Origin of the sequence: Terrabacter tumescens (assembly GCF_014646815.1) — a bacterium.
GTDB lineage: Bacteria > Actinomycetota > Actinomycetes > Actinomycetales > Dermatophilaceae > Terrabacter > Terrabacter tumescens.
On sequence record NZ_BMNZ01000003.1, the window covers coordinates 269,643 to 294,673 of the forward strand.

Here is a 25,031-nt window from a genome sequence, read left to right on the forward strand (position 1 = left end):
GTCGGGCGCTCAGAACGCCGAGATCGTCCGCGGGGCGCGCTCGGCACGTGACAGAGCCGACACGACGGGCCCTTGGCCGTGCCGGCGCACGGCGAGCCGTGTCAGCAGGGCGAGCACCGCAGATCGGTGTCAGGCATCGTCCCGCTCCCGTGGGGTGGTGTCGTAGCCCGCCGGCTCGAGACCGGCCCAGTCGGACTTCTCAGGCCCCATCTGTTGACCCTCGGGGCAGTGGGCGCGGAAGTCGCACCACGAGCAGATCGCCGAGGTGCGCGGCGGGAACCGGCTCGACTCGATGCCGACGTCCTTGAACTCGGCGTCGGCCCGCCGCAGGTCGGACGCGATCGACTCGGCCTCGGCGATCTTGCGCCCGAGCGACTCGTCGGTGTGCTCGTGCGAGGAGACCGTGCCCGAGGGCACGTGGTGCAGCTCGACCCGGTGGCACGGCCGGCGGAACATGCTGGCTGCCGCGACGGCATACAACGCCAGCGGCAGCGACGTGCGCGCGTCGTCGTCGGTGGGCACCTGTCGGCCGGTCTTGTAGTCGACGACGACGAGCTCGCCGTCACGGTCGTCGAGCCGGTCGATGCGGCCGGTGATGGCGACCTCGTCGGTCTTGAGCGACACGCTGCGCTCGATGCCGACCGGCTGGTTGTCGCGGTCGCTCGTGCGGAGGTAGTCGGTGACGGCGTCGCGGACCCGGAGGCGCCAGGCGGCGGACTGCTCGGGGTCGCGGAAGCCGACGTCGATCCACGACGTGCGCACGAGCTCGGCGACCCCGGCGGGCGTGCGCTGCCCGGCGGGCAGGTCCCAGAAGTCGCGCAGGACGTTGTGCGTCGCGATGCCGACGGAGGTGTGGGCGCGCTGCGGCCGGGCCTGCGGACGCGGACGATCGAGGTACTGCATGCGGTAGCGGCGCGGACAGTCGAGCCAGGCGAGCAGGCGCGAGGGCGACCCGGAGTAGAGCGGCGTGGGCATGCCGGCGAAGGTCGTCTGCTCGGCCGGTCCCGTCGTCACGCCGACACCCTACGACGCGGGACCGACACCACGTCCGACGACATCCCCACCCCGGCGTCGTGAACCGGCAACGGTCGCGAGCCGGTCTGCGGCCGTGTGGAACTCGCGCTCGAGCGTGTCCACGACCTCGGCGACGGGTGCCACCGAGCGGATGCTCTGCAGCCCCTGCCCGGCCGCCCACAGCTCGGACCAGCGCTTGGCCTCGGACACGGCCACGTCGTAGTCGCGCACGTCGTAGTCCCGGTGGCCCGCGCGCGCACCGCCGGGAGCGGCCTCGCCGGCAAGCCGGTCGGGGTCGAGCCCGTGCGCGATCAGGCTCGGGCGCAGCCACGACGCGTCGGCGCCGGTGATGCCGTCGCTGACGACGAGGTCGTCGGGCCCGTGGTCGACCACCATCTGCTTGTAGGCGTCGGCGGCCCTGCTCTCGGTCGTGGCGAGGAAGCGGGTGCCGAGGTAGACGAGGTCGGCGCCGGCCGCCACGGCTCCCGCCACCCCGGCGCCGTCGGCGATGCCGCCGCCCACCGTGACGAGCCCGTCGAAGATCTCGCGCACGGCCGAGACGAACGCGAACGGCGAGAGGTGCCCGGTGTGCCCGCCGGCCCCGGCGCTGATGCAGGCAAGCCCGTCGACACCGGCGGCGATCGCCTTACGGGCGAGGGCGAGGTCGACGACGTCGGCCACGACGAGACCGCCGTAGCCCTTGACGACCTCCATGACGGGTCGCGGGGAGCCGAGGGCGGTGATGACGACCGGCGGCCGGTGCTGCGCGACGAGCGCGAGGTCGTCGGTGAGCCTGCCGTTGGTCCGGTGGGTGATGAGGTTGACCGCCCAGGGCGCGGCGCCCGCGTCGGCCGAGATGAGCCCCAGCCACTCGTCGAGCTGCTCCGGAGTCCGGCAGTTCTGGGTCGGGAACGCCCCGAGGATGCCGGCCCGCGCCGCGGCGACGACGAGCTCGGGCCCGGACACGAGGAACATCGGCGCCGCGATGACGGGCAGCCGCAGCGAGCGCAGCAGCTCGTCCGGCGTCACTCGCGAACCCCGGTCCGGCGCAGCATCCGCTTCAGCACCTTGCCGACCGCGTTGCGGGGCAGCTCGTCGCGCACCTCGAGCCGCTCGGGCAGCTTGAACGAGGCGATCTTGCGCTCGCGCAGCCACGCGACGAGCTCCTCGAGCGTCAGCGTCTCCCCCGGCCGCAGCACGACCACGGCCGCCACCCGCTCCCCCAGCCGCTCGTCCGGGTCGCCGATGACGGCGACGTCGGCGACGGCGGGGTGGTCGGCCATGAGGCCCTCGAGCTCGGCCGGGGCGATGTTCGTGCCGCCGCGGATCACCTGGTCGCGGGCGCGGTCGAGGTAGCGGAGGAACTGGCCGCGGTCGCCGGCGATCTCGAAGAGGTCCCCGGTGCGCAGGTAGCCGCGGTCGTCGAAGGGGCTCGGCAGCTCCTCGCCGTGGAGGTAGCCGGCGAAGACGCTCGGTCCGCTGATGTGCAGCTCGCCCGGGTGGCCGGGCTCGGTCACGTCCTCGCCCGTCACGATGTCGACGAGGCGGGTGTCGGTCCACTCTCCCGCGCGCGTCGACCACGTCACGCCGGGCGCGCCGAACCGGGGGAAGAACTGCGCCCGGTCTTCGGGGTCGGGGAAGTCCACCGGGCTCGACAGCAGGCCGATCCCCTCGTTGGAGCCGAAGAAGTTGATGACGCTGATGCCTCGGCGCTCCTGCCAGCCGCGCACCATCGCCGGCTGCAGGGGCGCCGACCCCGAGCCGATCCGCGTCAGGCTGCTGACGTCGACGCGCGCCATGAGCTCCTCGTTGCCGAGCAGCATCCACAGCAGTGCCGGCGGCGCACACGTGTAGGTGACGCGCTCGGTCGCGACCTGCCCGAGGAAGGTGGGCAGGTCGAACGGGTGGTGCTGCACGAGGACGCAGCCGCTGAGCAGCCACGGGAGGAACATCCCGCTGATGCCCGCCATGTTGATCATGGGGAACGGGTTGAGCAGCACGTCCTCGACCGTCACCTGCGGCGCCTCGGTCGTGGCGACGCCGACCGCGAGCCAGTCCATGTGGCAGCGCGGCACGCCCTTCGGCGCACTCTCGGTGCCCGAGGTCCAGCAGATCGTCACGGCGTCGTTGGCCTCGTTGGGGTCGCCGGCGGCATGCGCCTCGACCGTGCGGCGGTCGGCGTCCATGGCCGCCTCGGGGTGCCACACCCGCACGCCGATGGGCAGCTCGGACGTCTCCGACTCGGGGCCGTACGCGACGACGGCGCGCATCGAGTCCACGTCGGCGAGCGCCGTGGCCGCCTCGGCCACGAGCTGACGCTCGCCGAACCGTGCACAGCTGACGTATGCCGTCACGCCGGCTCGGGCGCACATGCCGGCCACCTCACGCTCCCGCAGCTGCACGGGCAGCGGCGAGACCACGACCCCGAGCCGCCACGCCGCGAGGTAGACCTCGACGAGCTCGACGGTGTTGGGCAGCTGCACCGCCAGCACGTCACCCCGCCCGAGCCCGAGCGACAGCAGGCGGGCCGCGAGGGCGGTCACCTCGGCGTCGAGCTCGTGCCACGTGAGCCGCCGCGGCGGCGAGCCGAGCAGGGTCTCCCGGTTGGCGGGGTCGACGACGGCGAGCGCGTCGCCGCGGGCCAGGACCTGGTCGGCGAAGAGGCCGTCGAGCGTCTGCTCGCCCCACCACCCCCTCGCGCGGTAGTCGGCGACCTTGTCCGGCGGGTGGAGTCCCCGTGCCGGCCTCCCGGCCGAGGTGCTGGCCGAGGTGCTGGCCGAGGTTCCGGCCGACGTTGCGGCTGATGTCACTGCGTCGGTCATGACGTCTACCTGACCCCTCGACGTGCGGTGCGCGGGACGATCTCGATGTCGCTGCCGTGCAGGTCCGCCGAGCACTGGTCGCACGCGAGCGCCACGGCGAGCGGTGCCCCGCACGGCACGTGCTGCTGGACGAGGGCAGGACCCTCGGCCGCGGCATACCAGTGCTGCGCCCAGTCGATGGCGACCGCGACGACGGGATAGAAGGCGTGCCCCTTCGCGGTGAGGTGGTACTCCGCCCGGCCCACCCGACCCGGCCCGCGCCGGCCTCGGGCCTCGAGCACGCCGATGTCGCAGAAGGACCGCAGCCGCTCGGCGACGAGTGCGGGTGGTGCGCCCAACGCGTCCACGAAGTCGCCGAAGCGCGTCAGTCCCCGCAGGGAGGCGCCGATGAGGGCCGAGGACCACCGGTTGCCGAAGATCGACATCGTCTCGGGGAAGAGGCCGGCCTGCGACCGGTCCACGCGGGCGTCGGAGCGACGCCGCGTCGTCGAGTCGGGGACGGACCGCTCCCACGACCCGCTGGGGCCCCACTCGGCATGCACGGTGCTCGACGGCACGGCCCCACGGCACACCCTGCAGGTCAGGTCGGGGGTGAAGTCCTGCCCGCAGAGCGCGTGGCGCATCGCCGGCAGCGTCTGCGCGTGACCCGGCACCCACTGGCGCTCCCAGTCCCAGATGGCGATCGTGACGGGCCAGAGGCCACGGCCGCGTGCGGTGAGGACGTACTCGGCCCGCACCGGCCGGTCCTGGTAGACGACGCGGTGCAGCACGCCCTCGCGCTCCATGGTGGCCAGCCGCGAGGAGAGCACGGCGTTGGAGATCGCGACCTCGTCGAGGAACTGGCCGTAGCGGGTCGTCCCGCGCAGGGCGCGCTGGAGGATGAGCAGCGTCCACTCGTCACCGAGCAGGCCGAGCATGCGGCCGATGGCGTTGGTCGAGCCGGGCTCGAGCTGGGTGGGGACGGTGCCGAGGTCGACGTCGTCGACCGTCGGCTCAGAGGCCGATCGCATCCGCTGCCGTCTCGGCGGTGCTCCAGCGACGCAGCTCGGCTCCCGGCGCCCACGTGGAGTGGGTGCCGCTCGAGATCCGCTCCGGCAGCCGGAGCTTGCAGACCGGGCCGTCGGAGACCCGAGCGGCGTCGAACACCACGCAGTACGAGGCGTTCTCGTTCATGTCGGTCGTCAGGGTCACGAGGTAGCCGTCGTCCTCACCGGCGCTCCCGACGCGTGGAGCCATCGCGGTCTCGCTGCCGAAGACGTTGTCGCCGAACGCATACCGCTCCTCGGTGCCGGTCTGGAGGTCGTGCTTGACGAGCCCGTCGAAGAGGAACCAGGCGGGCTTGCCGGTCGCGGCGTAGGCGTAGCGGTACTTCCCGCCGGCGTAGGCCCCGTTCATCATGCCGAACTCCGTGATGCTGTCGGAGAGCTGCTCCTCCCTGACGAGCCCGGTGCGCAGGTCGAGCCGCCAGCGGTGCAGCCGGGCCTGCATGCGGTCGAGGGCGAGGAAGCGGAAGGCGCGCTCCCACCGGTTGCCCATGCCGTTGTCCTTCGGCTCGGGGTCACCCTGGTAGAAGCCGTCGAGGACGATCTCGTCGCCCTCCTCGTAGGCGTTGACGAAGTGCAGCACGTAGGTCGACTCGGCCTCGAACCACCGGATGTCGCTCGTCTGCCCGCGCCGCGGCACGACGGCGAAGCGGCTCGGCATGTCGCGGTGGAAGCGCGCGACGTGCGCACCCTTGGCCAGCGCCTCGGGCTCCCAGAAGAGCGGGAAGTCGTTCAGCACGACGTAGTTCTCCGTGAACGCCATGTCGTGCGGGAGGCGAGGGCCCGGCAGCGGGACGTCGATGTAGTGCACGAGGTCGTCGGCCTCGTCCACGACGCCGTAGTGCATGTACGGCGCGTCCTTGCTGTAGTTGAAGAAGAGCAGCTCGCCGGTGCGGTCGTCGACCTTGGGGTGGGCCGAGACGCCCCAGTCGAAGGGGAAGCGGCCGTGCCACGTCGCCTTGCCCAGCGTCTCGGCCGACATCGGGTCGAGCCGGTAGAGGTCACCGCACTGGTAGAAGCTCGTCAGGGCCGTGCCGCGGTGCACGACGACGTCGGTCGACGACGCGTCCTTCATCTGCCTGCGGGCCCCCCAGCCGTCCTCGCGGAGCGACAGGTAGGGCGGCTCGGCGAGCCCGGCCCACAGCGACTGCCCGGCCTCCTGCTCGGCGAGGAGGCCGTCGGTGCGCACGAACCGGTTGCGGTAGAAGGCCTTCCCGTCGCGGAAGCCGACGACGTGGACCATGCCGTCGCCGTCGAACGGGTGGTAGTGCTTGAGCGACGGGTGCACGGGGTTCTCGGTGTTGCGGAGGTAGACGCCGTCGAGGTCGGTCGGCACCTCACCCTCGACGACGTCGAGGTCGTCCGCCCGCCACTCGGTGGTCTGCGGCTGCCACGGCCCGGTGCGGTAGGGGTGGTCGTCGTCCGCGGGCAGGGTCGAGAGCATCCGACCGACGATGTCGATGTCCATCCGGGTCTCCTTGCCTCGCAGTGGTTTCGGGGTGGTCTTGGGGCGGTTTCGGGGTGCTGTTCAGTCGTCGACGGCGCCGACGACGAGGCTGACGGTGGTGGCGGTGCTGCCCCCGAAGTTGAGCGTGCCGAAGGTGCGGGCACCCTCGACCTGGTAGTCGCCCGCGGTGCCGCTGACCTGCCTGGTGGCGTCGAGGAGCATGCGGATGCCGCTCGCCCCCACCGGGTGTCCACCGCCGATGAGCCCGCCGCTCGGGTTGATCGGCAGGCGCCCGCCGGGAGCGATCGACCCGTCCTCGACCGCCTTCCAGGACTCCCCCGGCCCGGTGAGACCGATGTGGTCGATGGCGAGGTACTCGGTGGGGGTGAAGCAGTCGTGGACCTCGAAGCCGTCGAGGTCCTCGAGGGTGACGTGGGCCCGGTCGAAGGCGTCGGTGACGGCCCGGCGCACGTGGGGCAGGACGTAGAGCTCGTCCCGGTCGCGCTCGAGCTTCTGGCGCAGCCCGAGCCCGACGGTGCGATGGCCCCAGCCGTCGATGCGGGCGACCGGCCGTCGGCCGGGGTGGTCGCGCAGCCACGCGTCGGAGACGAGCACGACGCCCGCGGCGCCGTCGGTGACCTGGCTGCAGTCGTAGCGGCGCAGGCGGCCCTCGACGACGGGGTTGAGGGCGTCGTCCGTCGCGTCCGGGCCGGTCAGGTCGGGCAGGTCCCAGGCGCGGGTCTGGGCGTTGGGGTTGCGTCGGGCGTTGGCGAGGTTGAGCGCGGCGATGGCTCGCAGGTGCGCGTCGTCGAGGCCGTGGCGCCGGTCGTACTCGTCGGCGACGACGCTGAAGACGTGGGGCCACATGAAGCGGGCGCCCTCGCCGTCGCGTCCGACCCAGGCGGCGGCGCCCAGGTGCGTTGCGGCCTCGTCGCCGGGCACGGTCTTCTCCAGCTCGACACCGAGCACGAGGGCGCAGTCGTAGTGGCCCGCGCGCAGGTCGGCCATGGCGGCGAGCAGCGCCACACCGCCCGACGCGCACGCAGCCTCGTGGCGGCTCGCGGGCAGCCCCCACAGGTCGGGGCGGACCGTCGCCGGCATGGCGCCGAGGTGGCCCTGGCCGGTGAAGAGCTGCCCGAAAGCGTTGCCGACGTGGACGACCTCGACGGCGGCAGGAGCGGCGCGGGCCGCCTCGAGGGTGCCGTCGACGACCTCGCCGACGAGGTGCGACACGTCGCGGCCCTCGCGGGTCAGGTTGCGCGCGAAGTCCGTCTGGAACCCACCGAGCACCCAGACCCCGTCCGGGGAGGTGCTCGGGCTGCCGGCCGTCATGTCCGCCTCCGCTCCCGACGCCGCCGTCGGTGCCCAGCCTGTCCTTCACCGGGCACGGTACTACAGCTGACAGAGTCACTCCTGGGAGCTGGCAGGAGCGAGGAGGCCGTTCTCAGCCCTCGCCGGCGACGAACGCGCGCACCGAGTTGGCGACCATCTGCACGGCGATCGCCGACAGGAGCAGGCCGGCGATCCGGGTCAGCAGCATCGTGCCGCTCTCGCGCAGCAGGGCGCGCACCCGGCCGGCGAAGCGCAGCACGAGGTAGACCGCGAGCATGGCGGCGACGAGCGCCGCGGCCACGGCGGCATACTCCCCCGTGGTGTCCGAGCGCTGCACCGCCAGCATCGTCGCGACGATCGCACCCGGCCCGGCGAGCAACGGCGTGCCGAGGGGCACGAGCGCGACGTTGACCCCGGCGTCGGCGAGCGCGTCGGACTCCTTGCCCGTCAGCAGCTGGAGGGCGACGAGGAGCAGGAGCAGGCCGCCGGCGCCCTGCAGGGCCGCGATGGAGATGTGGAGGTAGTCGAGGATGCTGCGGCCGAAGAGCGCGAACATCGCGATGACGAGGACGGCCACGAGCGAGGCACGCCGGGCCGCGACGTTGCGCTGGGTCCTGGTCAGCGACGCCGTGAGCGCGAGGAAGATCGGGACGGCCCCGGGCGGGTCGAGGATGACGACGAGGGTGATGAAGGTGCTGAGGAAGATCGTCGTATCGAAGACGCTCACGGCCTCAGCACCTCGGTGACCCCGCTGGAGGCGGCCTCGATCGCCTCGAGCACCTCGGGCGCCGTGGTGTTCTCGGCGAGCCGGTTGCGCTTGCCCTCGCCGTGGTAGTCGCTCGACCCCGTGAGCACCAGACCGAGCCGGCCGGCGAGCGCCTGCGCCCGGGCGACCTCCTCCGGCCCGTGGTCGCGGTGGTAGGCCTCGAGCCCGACGAGCCCCGCGTCGCGCATCCGCTCGACGAGCGCGTCGTCGAGCGCCCCGGATCGCGTCCGGGTGAAGGGGTGGGCGATGACCGGCACGCCGCCGGCGGCCCGCACCAGCTCGACGGCCCGGACGGGGTCGGGCGCGTAGTGGCCGACGTAGTAGGGCGAGTCGTCGCCGAGCCACGACCGGAACGCCTCGTCCCGGTGCCGGATCGTGCCGTTCGCGATGAGGGCGTCGGCGATGTGCGGCCGACCGGGCGTCGCCCCTGGGCCCACCTGGGCGAGCACCTCGTCGTAACCCAGGGGTATGCCGTCCGCCGCCATGAGCGCGACCATGCGTTGGAGTCGGGTGGACCGGGAGTCCCGTGCCCGCGCGAGCTCCCGCGTGAGCTCGGCGTCGTCGTCGTCGGTGAGGTAGCCGAGCAGGTGGATCGAGGAGTGGCGCCAGGCGCACGAGATCTCGATGCCCCGCACCAGCGTGATGCCGTGGGCGGTCGCCGCCTCGGCCGCCTCGGCCCAGCCGGCGACGGTGTCGTGGTCGGTGATGGCCAGCACGTCGACGCCGGCCTCCGCCGCCGCCGCGACGAGCTCGCTCGGCGTCTCGGTGCCGTCGCTGACGGCCGAGTGGGTGTGCAGGTCGATGACCGGACGCGTGCGCGCCTCGCGCGCGGAACCGGTCGTGGTCACGCCCCTCAGCCTAGGGGCCGACGTGCGCGCCGCCGTCGATGCCACCCCGCAGGTCCGCACGAGCCGTGGACCCGTCGTGGTCGCCGGCTGGCCACCTTTGTCGCACACGGCCCGTAGGTAGGGCATGGACAGTACGGACAGGGGAACGACGTGAGCCGACGCGACGCTGCGCGCGACGCCGACTTCACGGCCTTCATGGAGCAGGCCGGACCGTCGCTGCTGCGCACTGCGTGGCTGCTGACGGGCGACCACCACCGGGCGCAGGAGCTGACCCAGGCGTCGCTCGTCAAGACGTATGCCGCGTGGCCGCGGGTGCGTGAGGGCGAGGCGCTCGCCTACGCCCGACGGGTCCTCGTCAACCACCGCACCGACGTCTGGCGCGCCACGCGCCGGGAGGTCGTGACCGACACGCCTCCGGAGATGCCGGCACGCGCGGCCCTTGGCGCCGGCCTGCGCGACGCGGAGGGCACGAGCAACGACCGCGACCAGGTCGTCCGCCTGCTGCGCACCCTGCCCGAGCAGCAGCGACGGCCACTGACCGACTCCGGTCCCCTGCAGGTCGGCGTCGCACCCTCCCAGGGAACGACATCGCAGTCGGCTGGGTGACCGCGGGCCCGGTGAAGGCAGCCTCGCCCCGCTCTGGCCCGTGCCCCTCTCCGCAACACACCGAGCAGCCGCAAGCCTTTGCGGTTGTAACCGCAGAGGCTGACGCCTGCTCGGTGTGTTGCCGGGTCAGGCGCTGCGACGATTTCGACGCGCGTCGCGCAGGCGGCGGCCGAGGACCTGCGGCCGGGACAGCTCGTCCCAGACCACGCGCTCGAAGGGGTAGCCCAGACGGCGCACCCGGTCCTCGCGCCTCTTCTCGAGCCAGACCACCTCGCCGGGGTCCGCTTCGGGACCGTCCTCCCGGTCGCGCGAGCGCTGGTACTTGAGCTTGCCGTCGAACTCGAGCACGACGCCGTCGACGAGGAAGTCCACCCTGGCGACGAAACCGAACTCGTCCGTGATCACGTATTGGCTCTCGTGGGGCAGGCCGGCGTCCTGCAGGATCAGGCGCGTGCGCGACTCGCCGACGGACTCGGCCTTGGCGTCCATGCGCAGCACCGCATCGAGCGCAGGCTGCCGGCCCTCGTGCGGCGACACCCCGGCCACCTCGTGCAGCAGGTCGTCGAGCCCGACGAGTCCCCGGTGAAGGGCGGCATCGCCGGCGACCACAGCACAGTCCGGGCCCATCGTCAGAGCCGTCCCGACGACTGCTCGAGCGACGCCGACCACGGCCAGCCCGCGGACCTGCTCGGTGTGGGCCCCCTCCAGCGGCCGTACGCTGACCCCGCTGCGGTGCACGATCTGCCGGGCATCCCCCAAAAGGTCGATGCGTGCAGGGTCGTGGCCCCACAGCGGCAGCCCGTGCAGAGCCAGCGCGGCGTGGTGGCTGAGAGCGTCGCCGGGGCGCGTGCGAGCCACCGCCATGGCGGCGAGCCGGAAGCGCTCGTCGGGACCAGCAGCGAGCATCGCCACCCTGTCGACGTAGGCCGCCCGACGGACGCGAACGACCTGGCCGGCGCGTGCGGCGCTGCGCAGCGCCGTCGCATCGATGCCTCGCGCCGAGGCCTCGGCGGCCGAGAACGCGCCGTGCTGCTCGTCGACCAGGGCCTGTATCCGTGAGTCCATGGGGCGATCGTCGGAGCGTACGGCCGCCGCCACCACCACCCGCGCCACGCCTGTGGACGAGATGGATGAGGCGACCGAGGATGTGGACGGCCGGCAACACACCGAGCAATCACCAAGTCCGGACGGCTACAACCGCAGAGGTTGGCGAGTGTTCGGTGTGTTGCGAGGACGTGGGCGCCTCAGGGCCGCTCGGGCGCAGCAGCGTCGCGGCCGGCCCAGTTCTTGTCCGGCACCGGCACGGGACGGCCGGGCTGCTCGCCGCCGCGCGCCTCGAGGTAGTTCTCCTTAGGCACCATGACCTTGCGCCGGAAGATGCAGACGACGGTGCCGTCCTGCTTGTAGCCGATCGTCTCGACGTGCACGACCCCGCGGTCGTCCTTGGAGGTCGACTCCCACTTGTCGAGCACCGTCGTCTCGCCGTAGATCGTGTCGCCGTGGAAGGTCGGCGCGACGTGACGCAGCGACTCGATCTCGAGGTTGGCGATCGCCTTGCCCGACACGTCCGGCACCGACATGCCGAGCAGGAGCGAGTAGACGTAGTTGCCGACGACGACGTTCTGCCCGAACTGCGTCGACCCCGCGGCGTAGTGGGTGTCGAGGTGCAGCGGGTGGTGGTTCATCGTCAGCAGGCAGAAGAGGTGGTCGTCGTACTCCGTGACCGTCTTGCCGGGCCAGTGGCGGTAGACCGCACCGACCTCGAACTCCTCGTAGCTGCGTCCGAACTGCATTGCCGCTCCTCGTCGAGTGAACTCACCCGGCCCCGCTGGGACGAGCGGCTCCCAGCCTGCCGGAGCGGACGGCATACGCCCATGGTCGTATGCCGTGTGCTTGCTCACGATGGCCCCTGGCCAGCCGTGTCGTCCGCCACTGCGGGCAGGTCGCTCGTCTCGGAGAGGACGGGTGCGGTGCTGCCCCTGGCCGTCGGGTCGGGGTCGGCCGGGAGGGTCGCCCCCGCGGCCGGACGCGGACGCACCCCCTGCTGCTTGGCGACGAGCAGGCTGGCGAAGTAGGTGCCGAGCGAGACACCGGCGGCGAGGCCGAGACCCAGACCGAAGGCCTGGAGCAAGGTCGGAACCCCGACGGCGAAACCGTTGCCGTCGGGGTTGGTGACGAGCTGCGAGATGCCTTCGTAGGCCATCCGCCCGGGCAGCAGCGGCACGATCGCGGCGGTCGTCACCGCGAGCGCCGAGATGGTGAGGCGGCGCGCGACGAGTCGAGCCGTGAAACCGATGACGAGCGCGGCGGTCGCCGACGCCGTGACCGCGCCGAGCTCGAGCGTCCGCTCGGCGAGTGCGAGGACGACCCACCCGGCGCCGCCGGACAGGCCCGCGACCACGACGGCGGTGCCGGTCGCGTACGACATGACGGCGAAGGCGACGGAGATGATGACGGCGCAGACGACCTGCACGACGACGTTGTCGCTGAGCAGCGTCTGCGAGCTGATCGCGATCGGGTAGTCGAGGCGCTTGCCCAGCGAGAGCACGACGGAGATGCCTACGGCGATGCCGAGCGAGAGCACGACCACCTCGAAGCCGCGCGCTCCGGCCGTGACGTAGTAGCCCTCGAGGGCGTCCTCCGCGGCGCCGACGACCGAGAGCCCGGACAGCAGCAGGACGATGCCGGAGGCCACGACGAGCGAGGGTGAGACGTCGCCGACGAAGGTCAGGCCGGCCGACTGGGCCACGACGACGAGGGTCGCGACGGCGGTCGGGATGGCCGCGCCGACGCACTGGGCGAAGAAGGCGGCCACGCCGGCGCCGGTGAGCCAGCCGAGGACCCGTCCGACGACGGTCGCGGTGAGGAAGCTGAGCAGGATGATGAACGGGCCGCCGCCGACGAGACCCGCCGCGCCGGCGGCGAGTGCGCCCCCGGCGACCGTGACGAGCCAGCGGCGGTAGGGATGCGGCGCCGTGATGACCGAGTCGAAGCGCACGCGCGCCTCGTCGACCGGCACCGGGTCCTGGGCGAGCTCGACGATGAGGCCGCGCAGGCGCTCGAGGCGCGTGTAGTCCTGCACGCGGAAGCGCACGATGCGCATGACCGTGATCGGGTCGGCGTTCGGGCCCCGGTGGTAGGAGACGGTGACCGAGGTGTAGGTGACGTCGACGTGGACCGAGCTGAGCCCGTAGGCCTTGGTCAGGGTCAGCACGGTCGCCGTGACGTCCGCGGCCGCCGCGCCCGTGGCGATCATCGCGACACCGGCGCGCATCGCGAGGTCGATGACGGCCTGCGCCGTGACCGAGTCGACGCCGTCGGGCGTCGTCCAGATCGGGATCTCGTCGGTCGGCGGGCCGCTCGGGCTCAGGGCCCGCCGGGTGCTGGCCCGCAGCGAGGGCAGGCTCGCGCGGGCGGTGGTCGGCCGGGTGGGTCGGTCGGTGCGGGCCACCCCACGACCGTATGCCACGACCGGACCGCCGCGGACACCCCTCCCGGCGTGCCACTCTGCTCCTCTCGCCGTCGCTCCCCCGGTTCTCGTCCAGCACGCCAGAACTCGGTTCGGTGGCACCCCGCCCGCGTGGCACGATGACGCAATGAGTGAAGAGCAGAAAGCCTCTCCGAGCCGCAAGCCGGCGACGACCGACGAGTTCCGGGCGTTCGTCGCGAGCGGCTGGGCGCCGCGCAGCACCGAGGTGACCCCTCGGGCCGAGGTCGCCGACCACGCAGCCCGTCGTCGTGACGCCGTCAGCGCCGCCTTCCCCGGCGAGCGCCTGGTCATCCCGGCCGGCGGTCTCAAGGTGCGCAGCAACGACTGCGACTACGTCTTCCGCCCGCACAGCGCCTTCGCCCACCTGACGGGCCTCGGCAGCGACCGCGAGCCCGACGCCGTCCTGGTGCTCGAGCCCCGGCGCGCCACCGACGGCGGCTCCGAGGGGGGCTCCGAGGACGGCCACGAGGCCGTGCTCTACTTCCGTCCTCTCGCCGACCGCGACACCGAGGAGTTCTTCGGCGACTCGCGCTACGGCGAGTTCTGGGTCGGGGCGCGTCCCACGCTCGCCGACATCGAGTCCGAGCTCGGCCTCACCGCCCGGCACATCGACGAGTTCGGTGAGGCCGTCGGCAAGGACGCCGGCGAGGTCACGGTCCGGGTCGTGCGCGACGCCGACGCCGAGGTCGCGGCGCGCGTCGACAAGGCCCGCGACGCCGTGACCGGCACGCAGGAGGCCGCCGAGGCCGAGACCCGCGTCGACCGCCAGCGCGAGGCCGACGAGCAGCTCGCCGCGTTCCTGTCGACCCTGCGCTTCGTCAAGGACGAGTGGGAGATCGAGCAGATGCGCGACGCCGTCGCTGGCACCCACCTGGGCTTCGACGCCGTCATCGCCGACCTCCCCGAGGCGGTCCGCCGCGGCCGCGGCGAGCGCTGGGTCGAGGGCGTCTTCGGCCTGCACGCCCGCCACCACGGCAACGGCGTCGGCTACGACTCGATCTGCGCGAGCGGCGACCACGCCAACACGCTCCACTGGATCAAGAACACCGGTGACATCAAGGACGGCGACCTGCTGCTCCTCGACGCCGGTGTCGAGGTCGACTCCCTCTTCACCGCCGACATCACCCGGACCCTGCCGGTGAGCGGCACCTTCAGCGACGCGCAGCGCAAGATCTACGACGCCGTGTACGCCGCGCAGGAGGCGGGCATCGCCGCCTGCCGGCCCGGCAACAAGTTCAGCGACGTCCACAAGGCCGCCATCCGCGTCATCGCCGAGCACCTGCACGAGTGGGGCCTGCTGCCCGAGGGCGTCGACGTCGAGGGCACCCTCGACGCCGACCACGGGCAGTACCACCGCCGCTGGATGGTGCACGGCACGAGCCACCACCTCGGCATCGACGTCCACGACTGCGCGCTCGCCACCCGCGAGCAGTACTCCGACGCCGAGCTCAAGCCGGGCATGGTCATCACCGTCGAGCCGGGGCTCTACTTCAAGGCCGACGACGAGCTCGTCCCGGCCGAGCTCCGCGGCAACGGCGTGCGCATCGAGGACGACGTCCTCATCACCGAGGACGGCTGCGAGAACCTCTCGGCCGCGATGCCGCGCAGCTCCACCGAGGTGGAGCAGTGGATCGCCGGCATCTGGGGCGCCCGCGCCTGACCGCGAACCTGCGCACACGTCGAGCGCCCACGTCCCCGTCGGGAGGTGGGCGCTCGGTGCGTCTCGGCTGGCGCGCCGCCGGTTCGAGCCGCCGGGTCGGACCGGCGGTTCGGCCGGAGTCGCTCAGCCGGCGGGCGGCGAGCCGGGCTCGTCGGTGCCGGTCGGCGGCCTGGTCGCCGCGGGACGGTCGGTCGGCGCGGGTGCGGCAGGCGCGTCGGGTACGGCGGGCGGAGGCGTCGCGGGCGTGACGGCCGACGCGCCGAAGCCGGTGTGGCTGACCGCGATGCCCGCCTTGGCGAGGATCTCGCGTCCCTGCTGGGCGAACTTGTGCTCGCAGAACACTTCGTAGCGCGTCGCGACGACCTGGCTCACGGACGAGAAGTCACGCGCGCCGCGGGTGAAGGCATACCCGACGAGCGACCACACGAGGCCGAAGACCGCGCCGTAGAGCGCGGTGTAGAGCAGCAGGGTGATGGGGTTCGAGGGACGGGAGAAGAGCGAGAGGATCAGGCCGACGAAGAGCCCGAGCCACACGCCGGACAGCAGGCCGCCGAGGGCGACTCGGCCCCACGTCAGGCGCGCGGTCACCCGCTCCATCTGCTTGAGGTCGGTGCCGACGATGAGGCAGTTCTCGACCGGGAACTGGTTGTCCGACAGCGTGTCGACGGCCTTCTGCGCATCGACGTACTGGTCGAACACGCCCAGCGACATGGGGTACTCCAGGGACAGCGTCGCGAATCCCTGGCGTCCCCCCGGACCCTTCGGTTGCAGGCTCATGGTTCCATCCTCGCATCCCCGCCGCCGCGGGCAAGGGACGCTCAGGACTTGAGCTTGTAGTCCTCCACGAGGCGACGGCCGATGATCATGCGCTGGATGTCGGCGGTGCCCTCCCCGATGAGCAGCATCGGAGCCTCGCGGTAGAGCCGCTCGATCTCGTACTCCTTGGAGTAGCCGTAGCCGCCGTGGATGCGGAAGCTGTCTTCGACGACCTGCGAGCAGTACTCCGACGCAAGGTACTTCGCCATGCCGGCCTCGAGGTCGTTGCGCTCGCCTGAGTCCTTCTTGCGGGCGGCCTTGACCATCATCTCGTGGGCGGCCTCGACCTTGACGGCCATGTCGGCGAGGCGGAAGAGCACGGCCTGGTGGTCGACGATCTTCTTGCCGAAGGTCTCGCGCTGCTGGGCGTAGGAGACGCCGAGCTCGAAAGCCCTTCTCGCGACACCGCATCCGCGGGCTGCGACGTTGACGCGGCCGACCTCGACGCCGTCCATCATCTGGTAGAAGCCCTTGCCGGGCTCGCCGCCGAGGATCTGGGCGTCGGTCGTGCGGTGGCCGTCGAAGACGAGCTCGGTCGTGTCGACGCCCTTGTAGCCCATCTTGTCGATCTTGCCGGGGACGGTGACGCCCTGGGCGGTCTCGCCGAAGCCCGACTCCTTGTCGATGAGGAAGGTCGTCATGTTCCGGTAGACCGAGTCGACGCCGGTGTCGGTCTTGACGAGGACGGCCACGAGGTTGGCCGAGCCGCCGTTGGTCAGCCACATCTTCTGGCCGTTGATGGTCCAGCCGCCGTCGTCGCCCTTGACGGCCTTGGTCTTGATCGCCGAGACGTCGGAGCCGCAGCCGGGCTCGCTCATCGAGAAGGCGCCGCGGATCTCGCCGGTCGCCATCTTGGGCAGATAGTGCTGCTTCTGCTCCTCGGTGCCGTGCTGGAGCACCATGTAGGCGACGATGAAGTGGGTGTTGATGATGCCGCTGACGCTCATCCAGCCACGCGCGATCTCCTCGACGCAGAGGGCGTAGGTCAGCAGCGACTCGCCGAGGCCGCCGTACTCCTCGGGGATCATCAGCCCGAAGATCCCCATCTCCTTCATGCCGTCGACGATGGCCTGCGGGTACTCGTCCTTGTGCTCGAGCTCGGTGGCGACGGGGATGATCTGCTCGTCGACGAACTCACGGACGAGCTTGATCAGCTCGGTCTGCTCCTCGGTGAGGCCGTCGGTCTGCTGCAGTCGGGACATGCTCGAATCGCCACCTTGCGTCTGGGCTCTCGGTCAACTGCGACCGAGTATGCCGTCGCGCCGGCCGGGCGGTCACCGCGCAGGCGTGTGAGGGTCGACACCTGTGTCGTCGGTCACCGGGTGGCGGCTCACCAGGGTTGGCCGAAGCCGACCTTCTTGGACTTGACCGGCCCCTCGAGCGTCGAGCGCTGGCTGAAGTGGCCGTCCTTGAGGCCGGCCGTGACGGTGCGCAGCAGGTCGGCGCGGGGCGCCCCGGGCTGCCCGGCGAGGGCCTTGAGGAACAGGTAGGTGAAGGCTCCGTTCGAGCGGTTGCTGAACGTCGCGTCCGACGCCGTCTGCCCGGACTTGCAGGCCGCGAAGAGCACGGGCTTCGAGGCGGTCGACCGGCTCTTTGTCAGCTCGACGAGCGCCCGGCGGTCGGGGCGGCCGGGGGGAGCCAGGGCGCGCAGCTCCCGCGTCTTCTCCAGGCCCTCGCGGGTCGGCGGCGGCAGGAAGCGGGGCTTCCGGCCGAGCAGCTGGGCCTGCATGATCTCCTCGAGGTCCTTCAGGCCGGTGCCGCTGTGGCACGTGTCGAGCAGCACCTCGAGCAGGACGCCGGACGGCACGCGGGCGAAGAGGTCGCGCAGCTCGTCGTCGACGATGACCGTGTCGCGGTCCCACTGGTCGCCGTTCTGCCGGATGTCGTGGCAGGCGAAGGCCTCGTCGAGGTCGTCGGGCTCGAAGTCCCCACCCGGCTCGTTGGGCACCTGGGTGCCGTGGCTCGAGATGGTGAAGACGATGTGGTCGCCGGGCTTGGCCGTGTCGACGAGCTTGGTCAGGGCGCCCATGACGGCACTCTTCGTGGCGGCGGCGTCGGTGAGCACCGTCGTCGAGCGACCGGTGAAGCCGAGGGGCCGCAAGGCCTTGGCGACGTCGTTGGCGTCGTTGACGCAGCCGCCCAGCCAACTCGACTGCGGTAGCGACTCGAACTCGTTGATCCCCACGCACAGAGCCCTGCGTGCCATGGCCGTTCCTTCCTTGTCGGGAACCCCTCGGTCGAGTGGGTTCGCTTGTTGCGTATGCCGTCTCACACCGTCTCGAGGACCGCGTCGGGTCTCGCGTACACGACGTAGGCGAGCCAGGTCGGGTCGTCCGCCTCCTGGGCAGCGGTGCGCGCGAGGGCGCTCGCACGCGACATGGGGGTGCCCTTGAGCAGCTCCTCGTAGAGCGTCTCGACGAAGACCCGCGCCGGCTCCTCCTGGACCGACCACAGGCACGAGACGAACGCCGAGGCGCCGGCGTCGAGGAACGCCTTGGCGAAACCGCCGACGGTCGTGAAGAGCTCGCCGGACCGTCCCGTCTGGCACGCGTTGAGCACGACGAGCGGCCCGACGCTGTCCGGCCCGGTCCAGTCGAGGTTCTCGGAGACGTCCGTCGCGGTGAGGAACTGCTGGCGCACCGTGGTCCCTCGACGCTGACCCTTGAGCAGCACCTTGGCCTCGACGATGTCGTCCGAACGGGCCGCCCCGTGCCCCGAGAAGTGCAGCAGGTCGAAGCCGCCGCCGCGCAGCAGCCGCTCGACGCCGCTCGGGGTGGCCGTCACGGCCTTGGCCCCGAAGCGGTCCGCGAGGTAGCCGGCCTCGGCCACCCCCACGTCGTTCTTGAACATCGGGTCGGCGTAGACCGGGCAGATCGAGCGGGCGTGGCCCCGTCGCACGCGGACGCGTCGGGGCGGGAAGCTGCCGAGCTGCCAGCGCACGAGGCCGCCGGACGCGAGGAAGCGTGGCGTGGTGCCGCGCTTGCCCCGAGGCGGCTTGAGGTGCACGAGCTCCCACGGGACGAACGGCTCGTCGGTGTAGACGATGAGGTCGTGCACGAGGTCGCGGTGGTCCCAGAGGTAGGCCTGCATGTCCTCGGGGAAGAACTGGTCGAAGAGCATCGTCCCGGTGTTCTGCAGCTGCGACATCCGTTGGCGCGGTGAGAGATCCGGGTCCTTGATGACCTGCTCGACCTCGGCGATCCGGTCGCGCACGAACTCGTCGCGGCCCAGGACCGGCGCCGACTCGAAGGCCCGCGCGGGCTCCCCCGGCACGAGGCGCACGGCATAGCTGTAGACGCGCTCCCCGGTGACGCGCCGGCCCTCGACGATGTCGATGCAGGGCAGCCCGTCGAGCTCGGGTGCGTCGATGCCGGTGTGGACGACGGCGGTGGCGGGCGCGGGCGCCATGAGACCGGCCGCTGCCGCCGTGGCCTCCAGCATCAGCGTTGCGACGGGCACCCAGCCCTGTCGCAGCACGACCGACAGACGGACCGGACCCGGCGCGAGGGCGCGCACCCGGAAGGTCAGCTCGCTGGCCCAGTCCCCGGCCGGGAGCCCGAAGACCTTGGCGTCGTTCTCGAGCACCTGCACGTTGTCCTTGGCGTAGACCTGAACGCTGACCGGACGCTCGGCGTCGACGTGCACGGCCTGGGCCGCGTGCACCGTGCCCTCGGTCGGCGCGAGCTGCTGGCGCGCGAGACGCACGCGCACCGTCACGTCCGAGCCGGGCGTCACGACGCCGGGCATCTCGGCGGCCAGCTCGGCCTCGGTCGGCGCCTTCGCGGCCGCCTTCCTCGTTGCCGTCTTCTTCGTTGCCGTCTTCTTCGCGGCGCGCGTCGAACCGGGCCGGGGCGCAGGCGGTCGGGCCTCGGTCGGCGGCGGCGGCGGCGGCGCGACGCTCGGCGGCGGCGCGGCCCGCGGCGGAGCCGGTGGCGGTGGTGCCGGCGGAGGGGGTGCTGCACCCGCCGGCGCCGGCGGCTCCGCCATCTCGAGCCCGCGGTCTCCCCCGACCTCGTCACCCCCGCCCAGCACCGGGCCGGCCGTCATCCACTCCGGTGCCGACGTCTCCTCCGAGGCCCCGAGACCGAGTGGCAGCCACTGGGAGATCGCGCCGATGACCGACAGCTGCGAGAAGTAGTTGACGTGGTGCACGACGTCGTTGGTGCCGAGCGCGAACGTGTCGCGCACGAAGCCGCCCGCGGGCAGTCCGATCGCAGACATCGAGTCCGTGTCCACGACGAGGTCGTTGCGCCCCTGGAAGATCCCGTCGACGAAGCCCTCGGCGAGCTTCACCGCCAGCTCGCGAGGGAACTCCGGCGGGTTGTGGTGGTCGTCGAAGAGCGACACGTGGAAGTCGGAGGTGACGACGTGCCAGTTGGTCCCGGGGCGGGGCTGTCCCGGCTGGTCGGCGTTGAGGGCGGTGACGAACGGCCCGTCGGGGGTCATCGCGGCCAGGCCGGGCACGCCGTCGTCACCCGCGGCATACGACACGAGGTACTTCACCAGGGCCCCCACGCCGCGCACGACCCCGCTGACCACGGCGGCGAACGGAGCGCCGCCGGGCACGAGCGAGAGGCCGGCGGCGGTGACCATGACGAGGTTCGTGGAGAGGTCGACGAGGTCGTGCCAGCGCTCGGGGTCGGCGAGGTGGGTGCCGCCGTTCGTCGCGGCGACGAAGACGATGGAGTCGACGCTCGTGCGCAGACCCGAGCCCGGCAGCACCGACTCGACGAACGCACGCGTCACGAGCCCGCCGCGGCTGTGGGTGACGACGTCGACGACGAGCTCCCCACGGTGCGGCTCGAGGAGCGCGAGGAGGTCGCGCGCGTTGCGCTCCGGGTCGACGCTGAGGGTGCAGTGGTCGAAGCCGAGGACGGCGTCGTAGGCGGACACGAGGGTGTCGACGAAGCCCTCGGCCCCGGGCGTCATCGTGAGGGCGCCGAACGCGCCGGCGGTCGAGGAGAACGTGCCGTGGACGAGGAGCAGGATGCGGGCGGCGCGGTCCGTCGGCAGTCCGACGTCGGCGATGGTGGCGACGGGCTTCCACTGGTCGAGCGTCCCGCCCGTGACGTGGACAAGCCCGGTCCGTACCCCGGACTCGAGGTGATCGACGACCTTGCCGACGACGACCGGGGCGGCGAAGCGCAGCACGATGGCCTGCAGGGCGCCGTGCGCGAGGTCGCCGAGCAACCCCCGGTCGGCCCGCGCCGACGGCGCCGCGAGCGAGCGAGTCGCCGAACCGCCCCGGCGGGCAGGAGGATCCGGCTGGACGGACAGCTCGAAGGACACCGTGCGCGGACCGTGCTCGAGCGACCGCGTGCGCTCCCCGGCGTCGGCCGGCAGGTGCCACGAGTAGAGGCCGTCGCGTTCGAGCAGGACGACTGCATCCTCACCGGCCGGCACGTCGACGTCGAGCTTCACCGTGCCGCGCCGGTTGGCCGGGGGTCGCCCGTCCAGGTCGCGAGCGCGCTGTGGTCGCAGGTCGATCCGGTCGACGACGACGAAGTCGCCGTCCCGGAGCGCCTCGACGAGCGCTGCTCGTTCGGCCGTCCGCCCACCCCCGCCCGGCAGGTCACGGTCCGTGCGGTCCGACGCGGGGGACGCGTCATAGCCCCGGGGCGCGCGCACGCGCACCGCTCCCCGACCGAAGGACGCGGACGGCATACCTGGGCTCCCTCCGACACGTCTCCCCTGCTCCTTGCCACGGTAGAGGTCGACGGGGTGCTCGGTGATACAGATCGCGGCAATCGCCTCGACCGTTGCGCCGAATCAATTCCGTTGCGCCGGACCCGCCGGATGCGCCAGTCTCTTCGCGAGCGCAGCGGCACACGGCCGCCGCCAGGACCCAAGGAGGGTGACATGACCGTCACGGCCCCGGGCATGCCTGCCCACATCTCTACTTCCTTGGAGTTCTCTTGTCTTTCAACACTTTTCACGACGACGACCTCGAGGTCATCGATCCCCGGCTGACCGGCCGGACCGCCCTCGGACTCGAGGACGAGCAGTACGCGGTCGACACCGACCCCGACGGGCCACCAGAGGGTGAGCGGTGGTCGAGCTGGGACGGCGCGACCCACGGCCCGAAGCCTCGGCCCGACTGGGTCATCACCGACCTCGGCGCGGTCGAGGCCGACCTCGGGGTCCTCAAGACCGGCAAGGAGGCCGACGTCCACCTGGTGCGCCGGTGGGTGCCGGGCGCACCCGACCGCGACGTCCTCATGGCCGGCAAGCGCTACCGGTCGAGCAAGCACCGCATGTTCCACCGCGACTCGGGCTACCTCGAGGGGCGGCGCGTGCGGAAGTCGCGCGAGATGAGGGCCATGCGCACCCGCACCTCGTTCGGCAAGGAGCTGATCAGCGGGCTCTGGGCCTTCGCCGAGTTCCAGACCCTCGTGCGGCTCTGGGACGAGGGCCTGCCCGTGCCCTACCCGGTGCAGATGTCCGACGACGAGATGCTGATGGAGTTCATCGGCACCTCCGACGGGCAGGCGGCACCTCGCCTCGCGCAGGTGCGGCCCGACGCCGAGCTGCTGCCGGTGCTCTTCGAGCAGCTGCGCGAGGCGATGCTCCGGCTCGCCGAGCTCGGCTGGGCGCATGGCGACCTGTCGCCGTACAACGTGCTCCTCGAGGGTGAGGGCGAGCAGGCGCGGCTCGTCATCATCGACTGGCCGCAGGTCGTCGACGTCATCGGCAACCCGCACGGCCCGGAGTTCCTCGAGCGCGACACCCACAACATGTGTGACTGGTTCACCCGTCGTGGGTACGCGGTGGACGAGGGACTGCTCTTCGGTGACCTCATGGCGGCGGCGACGTCGCGCTGGTGACGCCTCTGGGCGTCCTGCCGAAGGGCCCACAGGCCAGATGGAGGCCACCCGTTCGTGGGGTGGCCTCCATCCGCCTTCATCCGTCGAAAGGCCACAAACCGGCCCGTCCGAGACCGAGTGGTCACCACGGAGCCCCGGTTTGTGGCCTTTCGACGTGTCAGTCGGTGAGGAAGTCCGCCGCGTGGCCGAACTTGCCCGAGTGGACGAACGCCTCGAGCGGCAGGCGCGAGCGCGGCAGCCGGGCGCGGGTGCGCACCCACTCCGGCATCTCGGTGTCGTCGTCGGGACCGGCCGGCAGCCCGAGCGCGATGCCCGTCGTGACGGCCCAGTGGGGCGGCACGGCGAACCGCTCGGTCGCGGCGCGGTGGTCGAAGCCGCCGAACTGACGCACCTGCAGCCCCATCGAGCGCGCCTGCACGGTGATGTGAGCGACGGCCTGGCCGAGGTCGAACATCGCGTAGTCGCTGTAGGCGATCTCGTGGTCCTCGTCGGTCGCCACCTGGTGCAGCGTGAGGATGATCGCCGACGCCGACGGCGCCCAGACCTGGTTGGCCGACGACAGCACCTCGACCATGGCCGCGTGGGTGTCGTCGCCGCGCAGGCCCACGATGAAGCCCCACGGCTGGGAGTTGCCCGCGGACGGCGACCACCGTGCGGCCTCGAGAATGGCGCGCAGCGCGTCGGGCCCGAGCACGTGCGAGCGGTCGTAGACCATGACGCTCTCGCGGTCGCGGAGCAGCGGGGTGAGGATCTCCGGCTGCGCCGGCACCGCAGAGGGCGTATGCCGCCCAGCTGCGCTCGTCTGGTCCGTCACGTCTCGCTCACCGTCCTCACGCACCCGTCAACCATGCCGCAGCCGCGTCTCTTCCCGTCCACTCGTGTGTCCGGTGCCACGCCGGCAGCCGTCAGTAGGCCCGCCCGACGACCGCCAGCACACCGTCCGCGTCCTCCGAGGCCGGCACCGACCCGTCGGGCATCGTGAGGCAGCGAACCGTGACGGCCGACTCGGCGAGGGTCGCCTCACCCTCCGGGCCGAGCGTGGACCACGGGATCATCGCCCAGCCGGTGCGGGCCGCCTCCGCGGCGTCCTCGAGGGACTCGACCGCGGTGGTGTTCGCGTCCCGATGGGCCAGCGCGGCGGCATACAAACCCTCGTGGTCCTCCTCGAGCGCGCCGGTCACGATGTCGACGACGCCCCCGAGCGGCACCGACGACTTGCCGCCCGCGATCCGACGGGCCACGGTGACCGAGCCCTCGGCGAGGTCACGCGGACCGACCTCGACCCGGACCGGGATGCCCTTGAGCTCCGCGTCGACGGCGCGACGGCCGAAGGGGGTGTCGACGCGCGCGTCGAGCTCCGCGCGCACGCCGCGAGCGACGAGGTCGGCGACGACCTGGCGGGCGGCCTCGAGGACCCCCTCGCCGTCCTTGACCACCATGACGAGAGCCTGCACCGGCGCGAGACGCGGGGGCACCCGCAGTCCCTGGTCGTCGCCGTGGCCCATGATGAGGCCGCCGAGCATGCGCGTGGAGGTGCCCCACGACGTCGTCCAGCAGGTCTCCTGCCGGCCCTGCTCGGAGAGGTAGTCGATGTCGAAGGCCCGCGCGAAGTTCTGTCCGAGCTCGTGGCTCGTGCCCATCTGCAGCGCCTTGCCGTCGCGCATCATCGCTTCCAGCGCAAGGGTGTTCGCTGCACCGGCGAAGCGCTCACGCGCGGTCTTGCGGCCGAGCACCACTGGCATCGCCAGCATCTCGCGCATGAAGGGCGCATAGACGTCCTCGTGGATGCGCTTCGCGTAGAGGCGGGCGTCCTCCTCGGTGGCGTGCGCCGTGTGACCCTCCTGCCAGAGGAACTCACTAGTGCGCAAGAAGATCCGCGGCCGCAGCTCCCATCGCACCACGTTGGCCCACTGGTTGAGCAGGAGTGGCAAGTCGCGGTAGCTCTGCGTCCACTTGGCCATGTACTCGCCGATGACGGTCTCGGAGGTCGGGCGCACGACGACCTTCTCCTCGAGCTCCTTGCCACCCGCGTGGGTCACGACGGCGAGCTCGGGGCTGAAGCCCTCGACGTGCTCGGCCTCGCGGCTCAGGTAGGACTCAGGGATGAAGAGCGGGAAGTAGGCGTTGCGCGCGCCGGCCTCCTTGATGCGGCGGTCCATGTCGGCCTGCATGCGCTCCCAGATGGAGTAGCCGTACGGCCGGATGACCATCGTGCCGCGCACCGGGCCGTTGTCGGCGAGCTCCGCCTTGGCGACGACGTCCTGGTACCAGCGCGGGAAGTCCTCGGACTGGGGCGTGAGCACGGTCTTGGGCATGCGCCCGATCCTACGGTCGGCCCGGCGACGTGTCGTATGCCATGCGCG

The 25,031-nt window shown here is 72.0% G+C and carries 20 protein-coding genes; 3 read left to right on the forward strand and 17 right to left on the reverse strand.

The window, feature by feature from the left end:
- Window positions 1-129 precede the first annotated feature (129 nt).
- From IEY30_RS08625 to IEY30_RS08660, 8 genes are all read right to left on the reverse strand, one after another.
- Window positions 130-1,014, reverse strand: coding sequence for a RecB family exonuclease (locus IEY30_RS08625; RefSeq protein WP_229674910.1), 885 nt, complete (start codon window positions 1,012-1,014; stop codon window positions 130-132).
- A gap of 9 nt (window positions 1,015-1,023) precedes the next feature.
- Window positions 1,024-2,043, reverse strand: a complete 1,020-nt coding sequence (locus IEY30_RS08630; protein ID WP_043416091.1) for an NAD(P)H-dependent flavin oxidoreductase — start codon at window positions 2,041-2,043, stop codon at window positions 1,024-1,026.
- Window positions 2,040-3,836 (reverse strand): class I adenylate-forming enzyme family protein, encoded by a 1,797-nt coding sequence (locus IEY30_RS08635; protein ID WP_081920347.1) that lies wholly within the window; start codon window positions 3,834-3,836, stop codon window positions 2,040-2,042. Before IEY30_RS08635 ends, IEY30_RS08630 begins: the two co-directional genes overlap by 4 nt.
- A 5-nt stretch (window positions 3,837-3,841) precedes the next feature.
- Window positions 3,842-4,846 carry a winged helix-turn-helix transcriptional regulator gene (locus tag IEY30_RS08640; protein WP_052358334.1) on the reverse strand — a complete coding sequence of 335 codons (1,005 nt, stop codon included), beginning with the start codon at window positions 4,844-4,846 and terminating at the stop codon, window positions 3,842-3,844.
- Window positions 4,830-6,347, reverse strand: a complete 1,518-nt coding sequence (locus IEY30_RS08645; protein WP_030194557.1) for a carotenoid oxygenase family protein — start codon at window positions 6,345-6,347, stop codon at window positions 4,830-4,832. The genes IEY30_RS08640 and IEY30_RS08645 overlap by 17 nt, the downstream gene beginning before the upstream one ends.
- Before the next feature lie 60 nt (window positions 6,348-6,407).
- Window positions 6,408-7,658 (reverse strand): acetyl-CoA acetyltransferase, encoded by a 1,251-nt coding sequence (locus IEY30_RS08650; protein WP_030194553.1) that lies wholly within the window; start codon window positions 7,656-7,658, stop codon window positions 6,408-6,410.
- A 112-nt stretch (window positions 7,659-7,770) separates the two neighbouring features.
- On the reverse strand, window positions 7,771-8,385 hold the full coding sequence (locus IEY30_RS08655; protein WP_030194551.1) for a MarC family protein: 615 nt from the start codon (window positions 8,383-8,385) through the stop codon (window positions 7,771-7,773).
- Entirely contained in the window at window positions 8,382-9,272 is an 891-nt protein-coding gene (locus tag IEY30_RS08660; protein ID WP_052358333.1) for a PHP domain-containing protein, read from the reverse strand. Before IEY30_RS08660 ends, IEY30_RS08655 begins: the two co-directional genes overlap by 4 nt.
- Window positions 9,273-9,422: 150 nt before the next feature.
- Here IEY30_RS08660 and IEY30_RS08665 point away from each other — a divergent pair, with 150 nt between their 5' ends.
- Entirely contained in the window at window positions 9,423-9,878 is a 456-nt protein-coding gene (locus IEY30_RS08665; RefSeq protein WP_081920346.1) for a sigma factor, read from the forward strand.
- 126 nt (window positions 9,879-10,004) lie between these two features.
- On the opposite strand, the gene IEY30_RS08670 is transcribed toward IEY30_RS08665, so the two are convergent.
- The 3 genes from IEY30_RS08670 to IEY30_RS08680 all read right to left on the reverse strand — a co-directional run bounded on the left by IEY30_RS08670 (window position 10,005) and on the right by IEY30_RS08680 (window position 13,329).
- On the reverse strand, window positions 10,005-10,943 hold the full coding sequence (locus tag IEY30_RS08670) for a type IV toxin-antitoxin system AbiEi family antitoxin domain-containing protein (RefSeq protein WP_052358332.1): 939 nt from the start codon (window positions 10,941-10,943) through the stop codon (window positions 10,005-10,007).
- 179 nt (window positions 10,944-11,122) lie between these two features.
- A complete protein-coding gene (locus tag IEY30_RS08675; protein ID WP_030194540.1) occupies window positions 11,123-11,671 on the reverse strand; it encodes a MaoC family dehydratase in 549 nt (182 codons plus the stop codon).
- Between the two features lie 104 nt (window positions 11,672-11,775).
- Window positions 11,776-13,329 (reverse strand): threonine/serine exporter family protein, encoded by a 1,554-nt coding sequence (locus tag IEY30_RS08680; RefSeq protein WP_229674911.1) that lies wholly within the window; start codon window positions 13,327-13,329, stop codon window positions 11,776-11,778.
- A 145-nt stretch (window positions 13,330-13,474) separates the two neighbouring features.
- Between IEY30_RS08680 and IEY30_RS08685 the strand changes: the two genes are divergently transcribed.
- The gene (locus IEY30_RS08685; RefSeq protein WP_030194533.1) at window positions 13,475-15,028 is read left to right on the forward strand and encodes an aminopeptidase P family protein; all 1,554 of its coding nucleotides are present in this window, start codon (window positions 13,475-13,477) and stop codon (window positions 15,026-15,028) included.
- Between the two features lie 123 nt (window positions 15,029-15,151).
- Here the strand turns inward: IEY30_RS08685 and IEY30_RS08690 are convergent, their stop codons facing one another.
- The 4 genes from IEY30_RS08690 to IEY30_RS08705 form a co-directional block, all read right to left on the reverse strand.
- Window positions 15,152-15,805, reverse strand: coding sequence for a YflT domain-containing protein (locus IEY30_RS08690; RefSeq protein ID WP_229674912.1), 654 nt, complete (start codon window positions 15,803-15,805; stop codon window positions 15,152-15,154).
- 41 nt (window positions 15,806-15,846) lie between these two features.
- On the reverse strand, window positions 15,847-17,046 hold the full coding sequence (locus IEY30_RS08695) for an acyl-CoA dehydrogenase family protein (protein ID WP_030194526.1): 1,200 nt from the start codon (window positions 17,044-17,046) through the stop codon (window positions 15,847-15,849).
- A gap of 128 nt (window positions 17,047-17,174) precedes the next feature.
- Window positions 17,175-18,050 carry a caspase family protein gene (locus tag IEY30_RS08700; protein ID WP_030194523.1) on the reverse strand — a complete coding sequence of 292 codons (876 nt, stop codon included), beginning with the start codon at window positions 18,048-18,050 and terminating at the stop codon, window positions 17,175-17,177.
- 62 nt (window positions 18,051-18,112) lie between these two features.
- Window positions 18,113-21,508 (reverse strand): DUF7379 domain-containing protein, encoded by a 3,396-nt coding sequence (locus IEY30_RS08705; RefSeq protein WP_030194520.1) that lies wholly within the window; start codon window positions 21,506-21,508, stop codon window positions 18,113-18,115.
- 251 nt (window positions 21,509-21,759) lie between these two features.
- Here IEY30_RS08705 and IEY30_RS08710 point away from each other — a divergent pair, with 251 nt between their 5' ends.
- A complete protein-coding gene (locus tag IEY30_RS08710) occupies window positions 21,760-22,668 on the forward strand; it encodes a serine protein kinase RIO (RefSeq protein WP_030194518.1) in 909 nt (302 codons plus the stop codon).
- A gap of 157 nt (window positions 22,669-22,825) precedes the next feature.
- Here IEY30_RS08710 and IEY30_RS08715 read toward each other — a convergent pair whose 3' ends face one another.
- Both IEY30_RS08715 and proS read right to left on the reverse strand, forming a co-directional pair.
- Window positions 22,826-23,482 (reverse strand): nitroreductase family protein, encoded by a 657-nt coding sequence (locus IEY30_RS08715; RefSeq protein ID WP_156035116.1) that lies wholly within the window; start codon window positions 23,480-23,482, stop codon window positions 22,826-22,828.
- A 91-nt stretch (window positions 23,483-23,573) separates the two neighbouring features.
- Window positions 23,574-24,983 carry a proline--tRNA ligase gene (proS, locus tag IEY30_RS08720; RefSeq protein ID WP_030194514.1) on the reverse strand — a complete coding sequence of 470 codons (1,410 nt, stop codon included), beginning with the start codon at window positions 24,981-24,983 and terminating at the stop codon, window positions 23,574-23,576.
- Window positions 24,984-25,031: the final 48 nt, after the last annotated feature.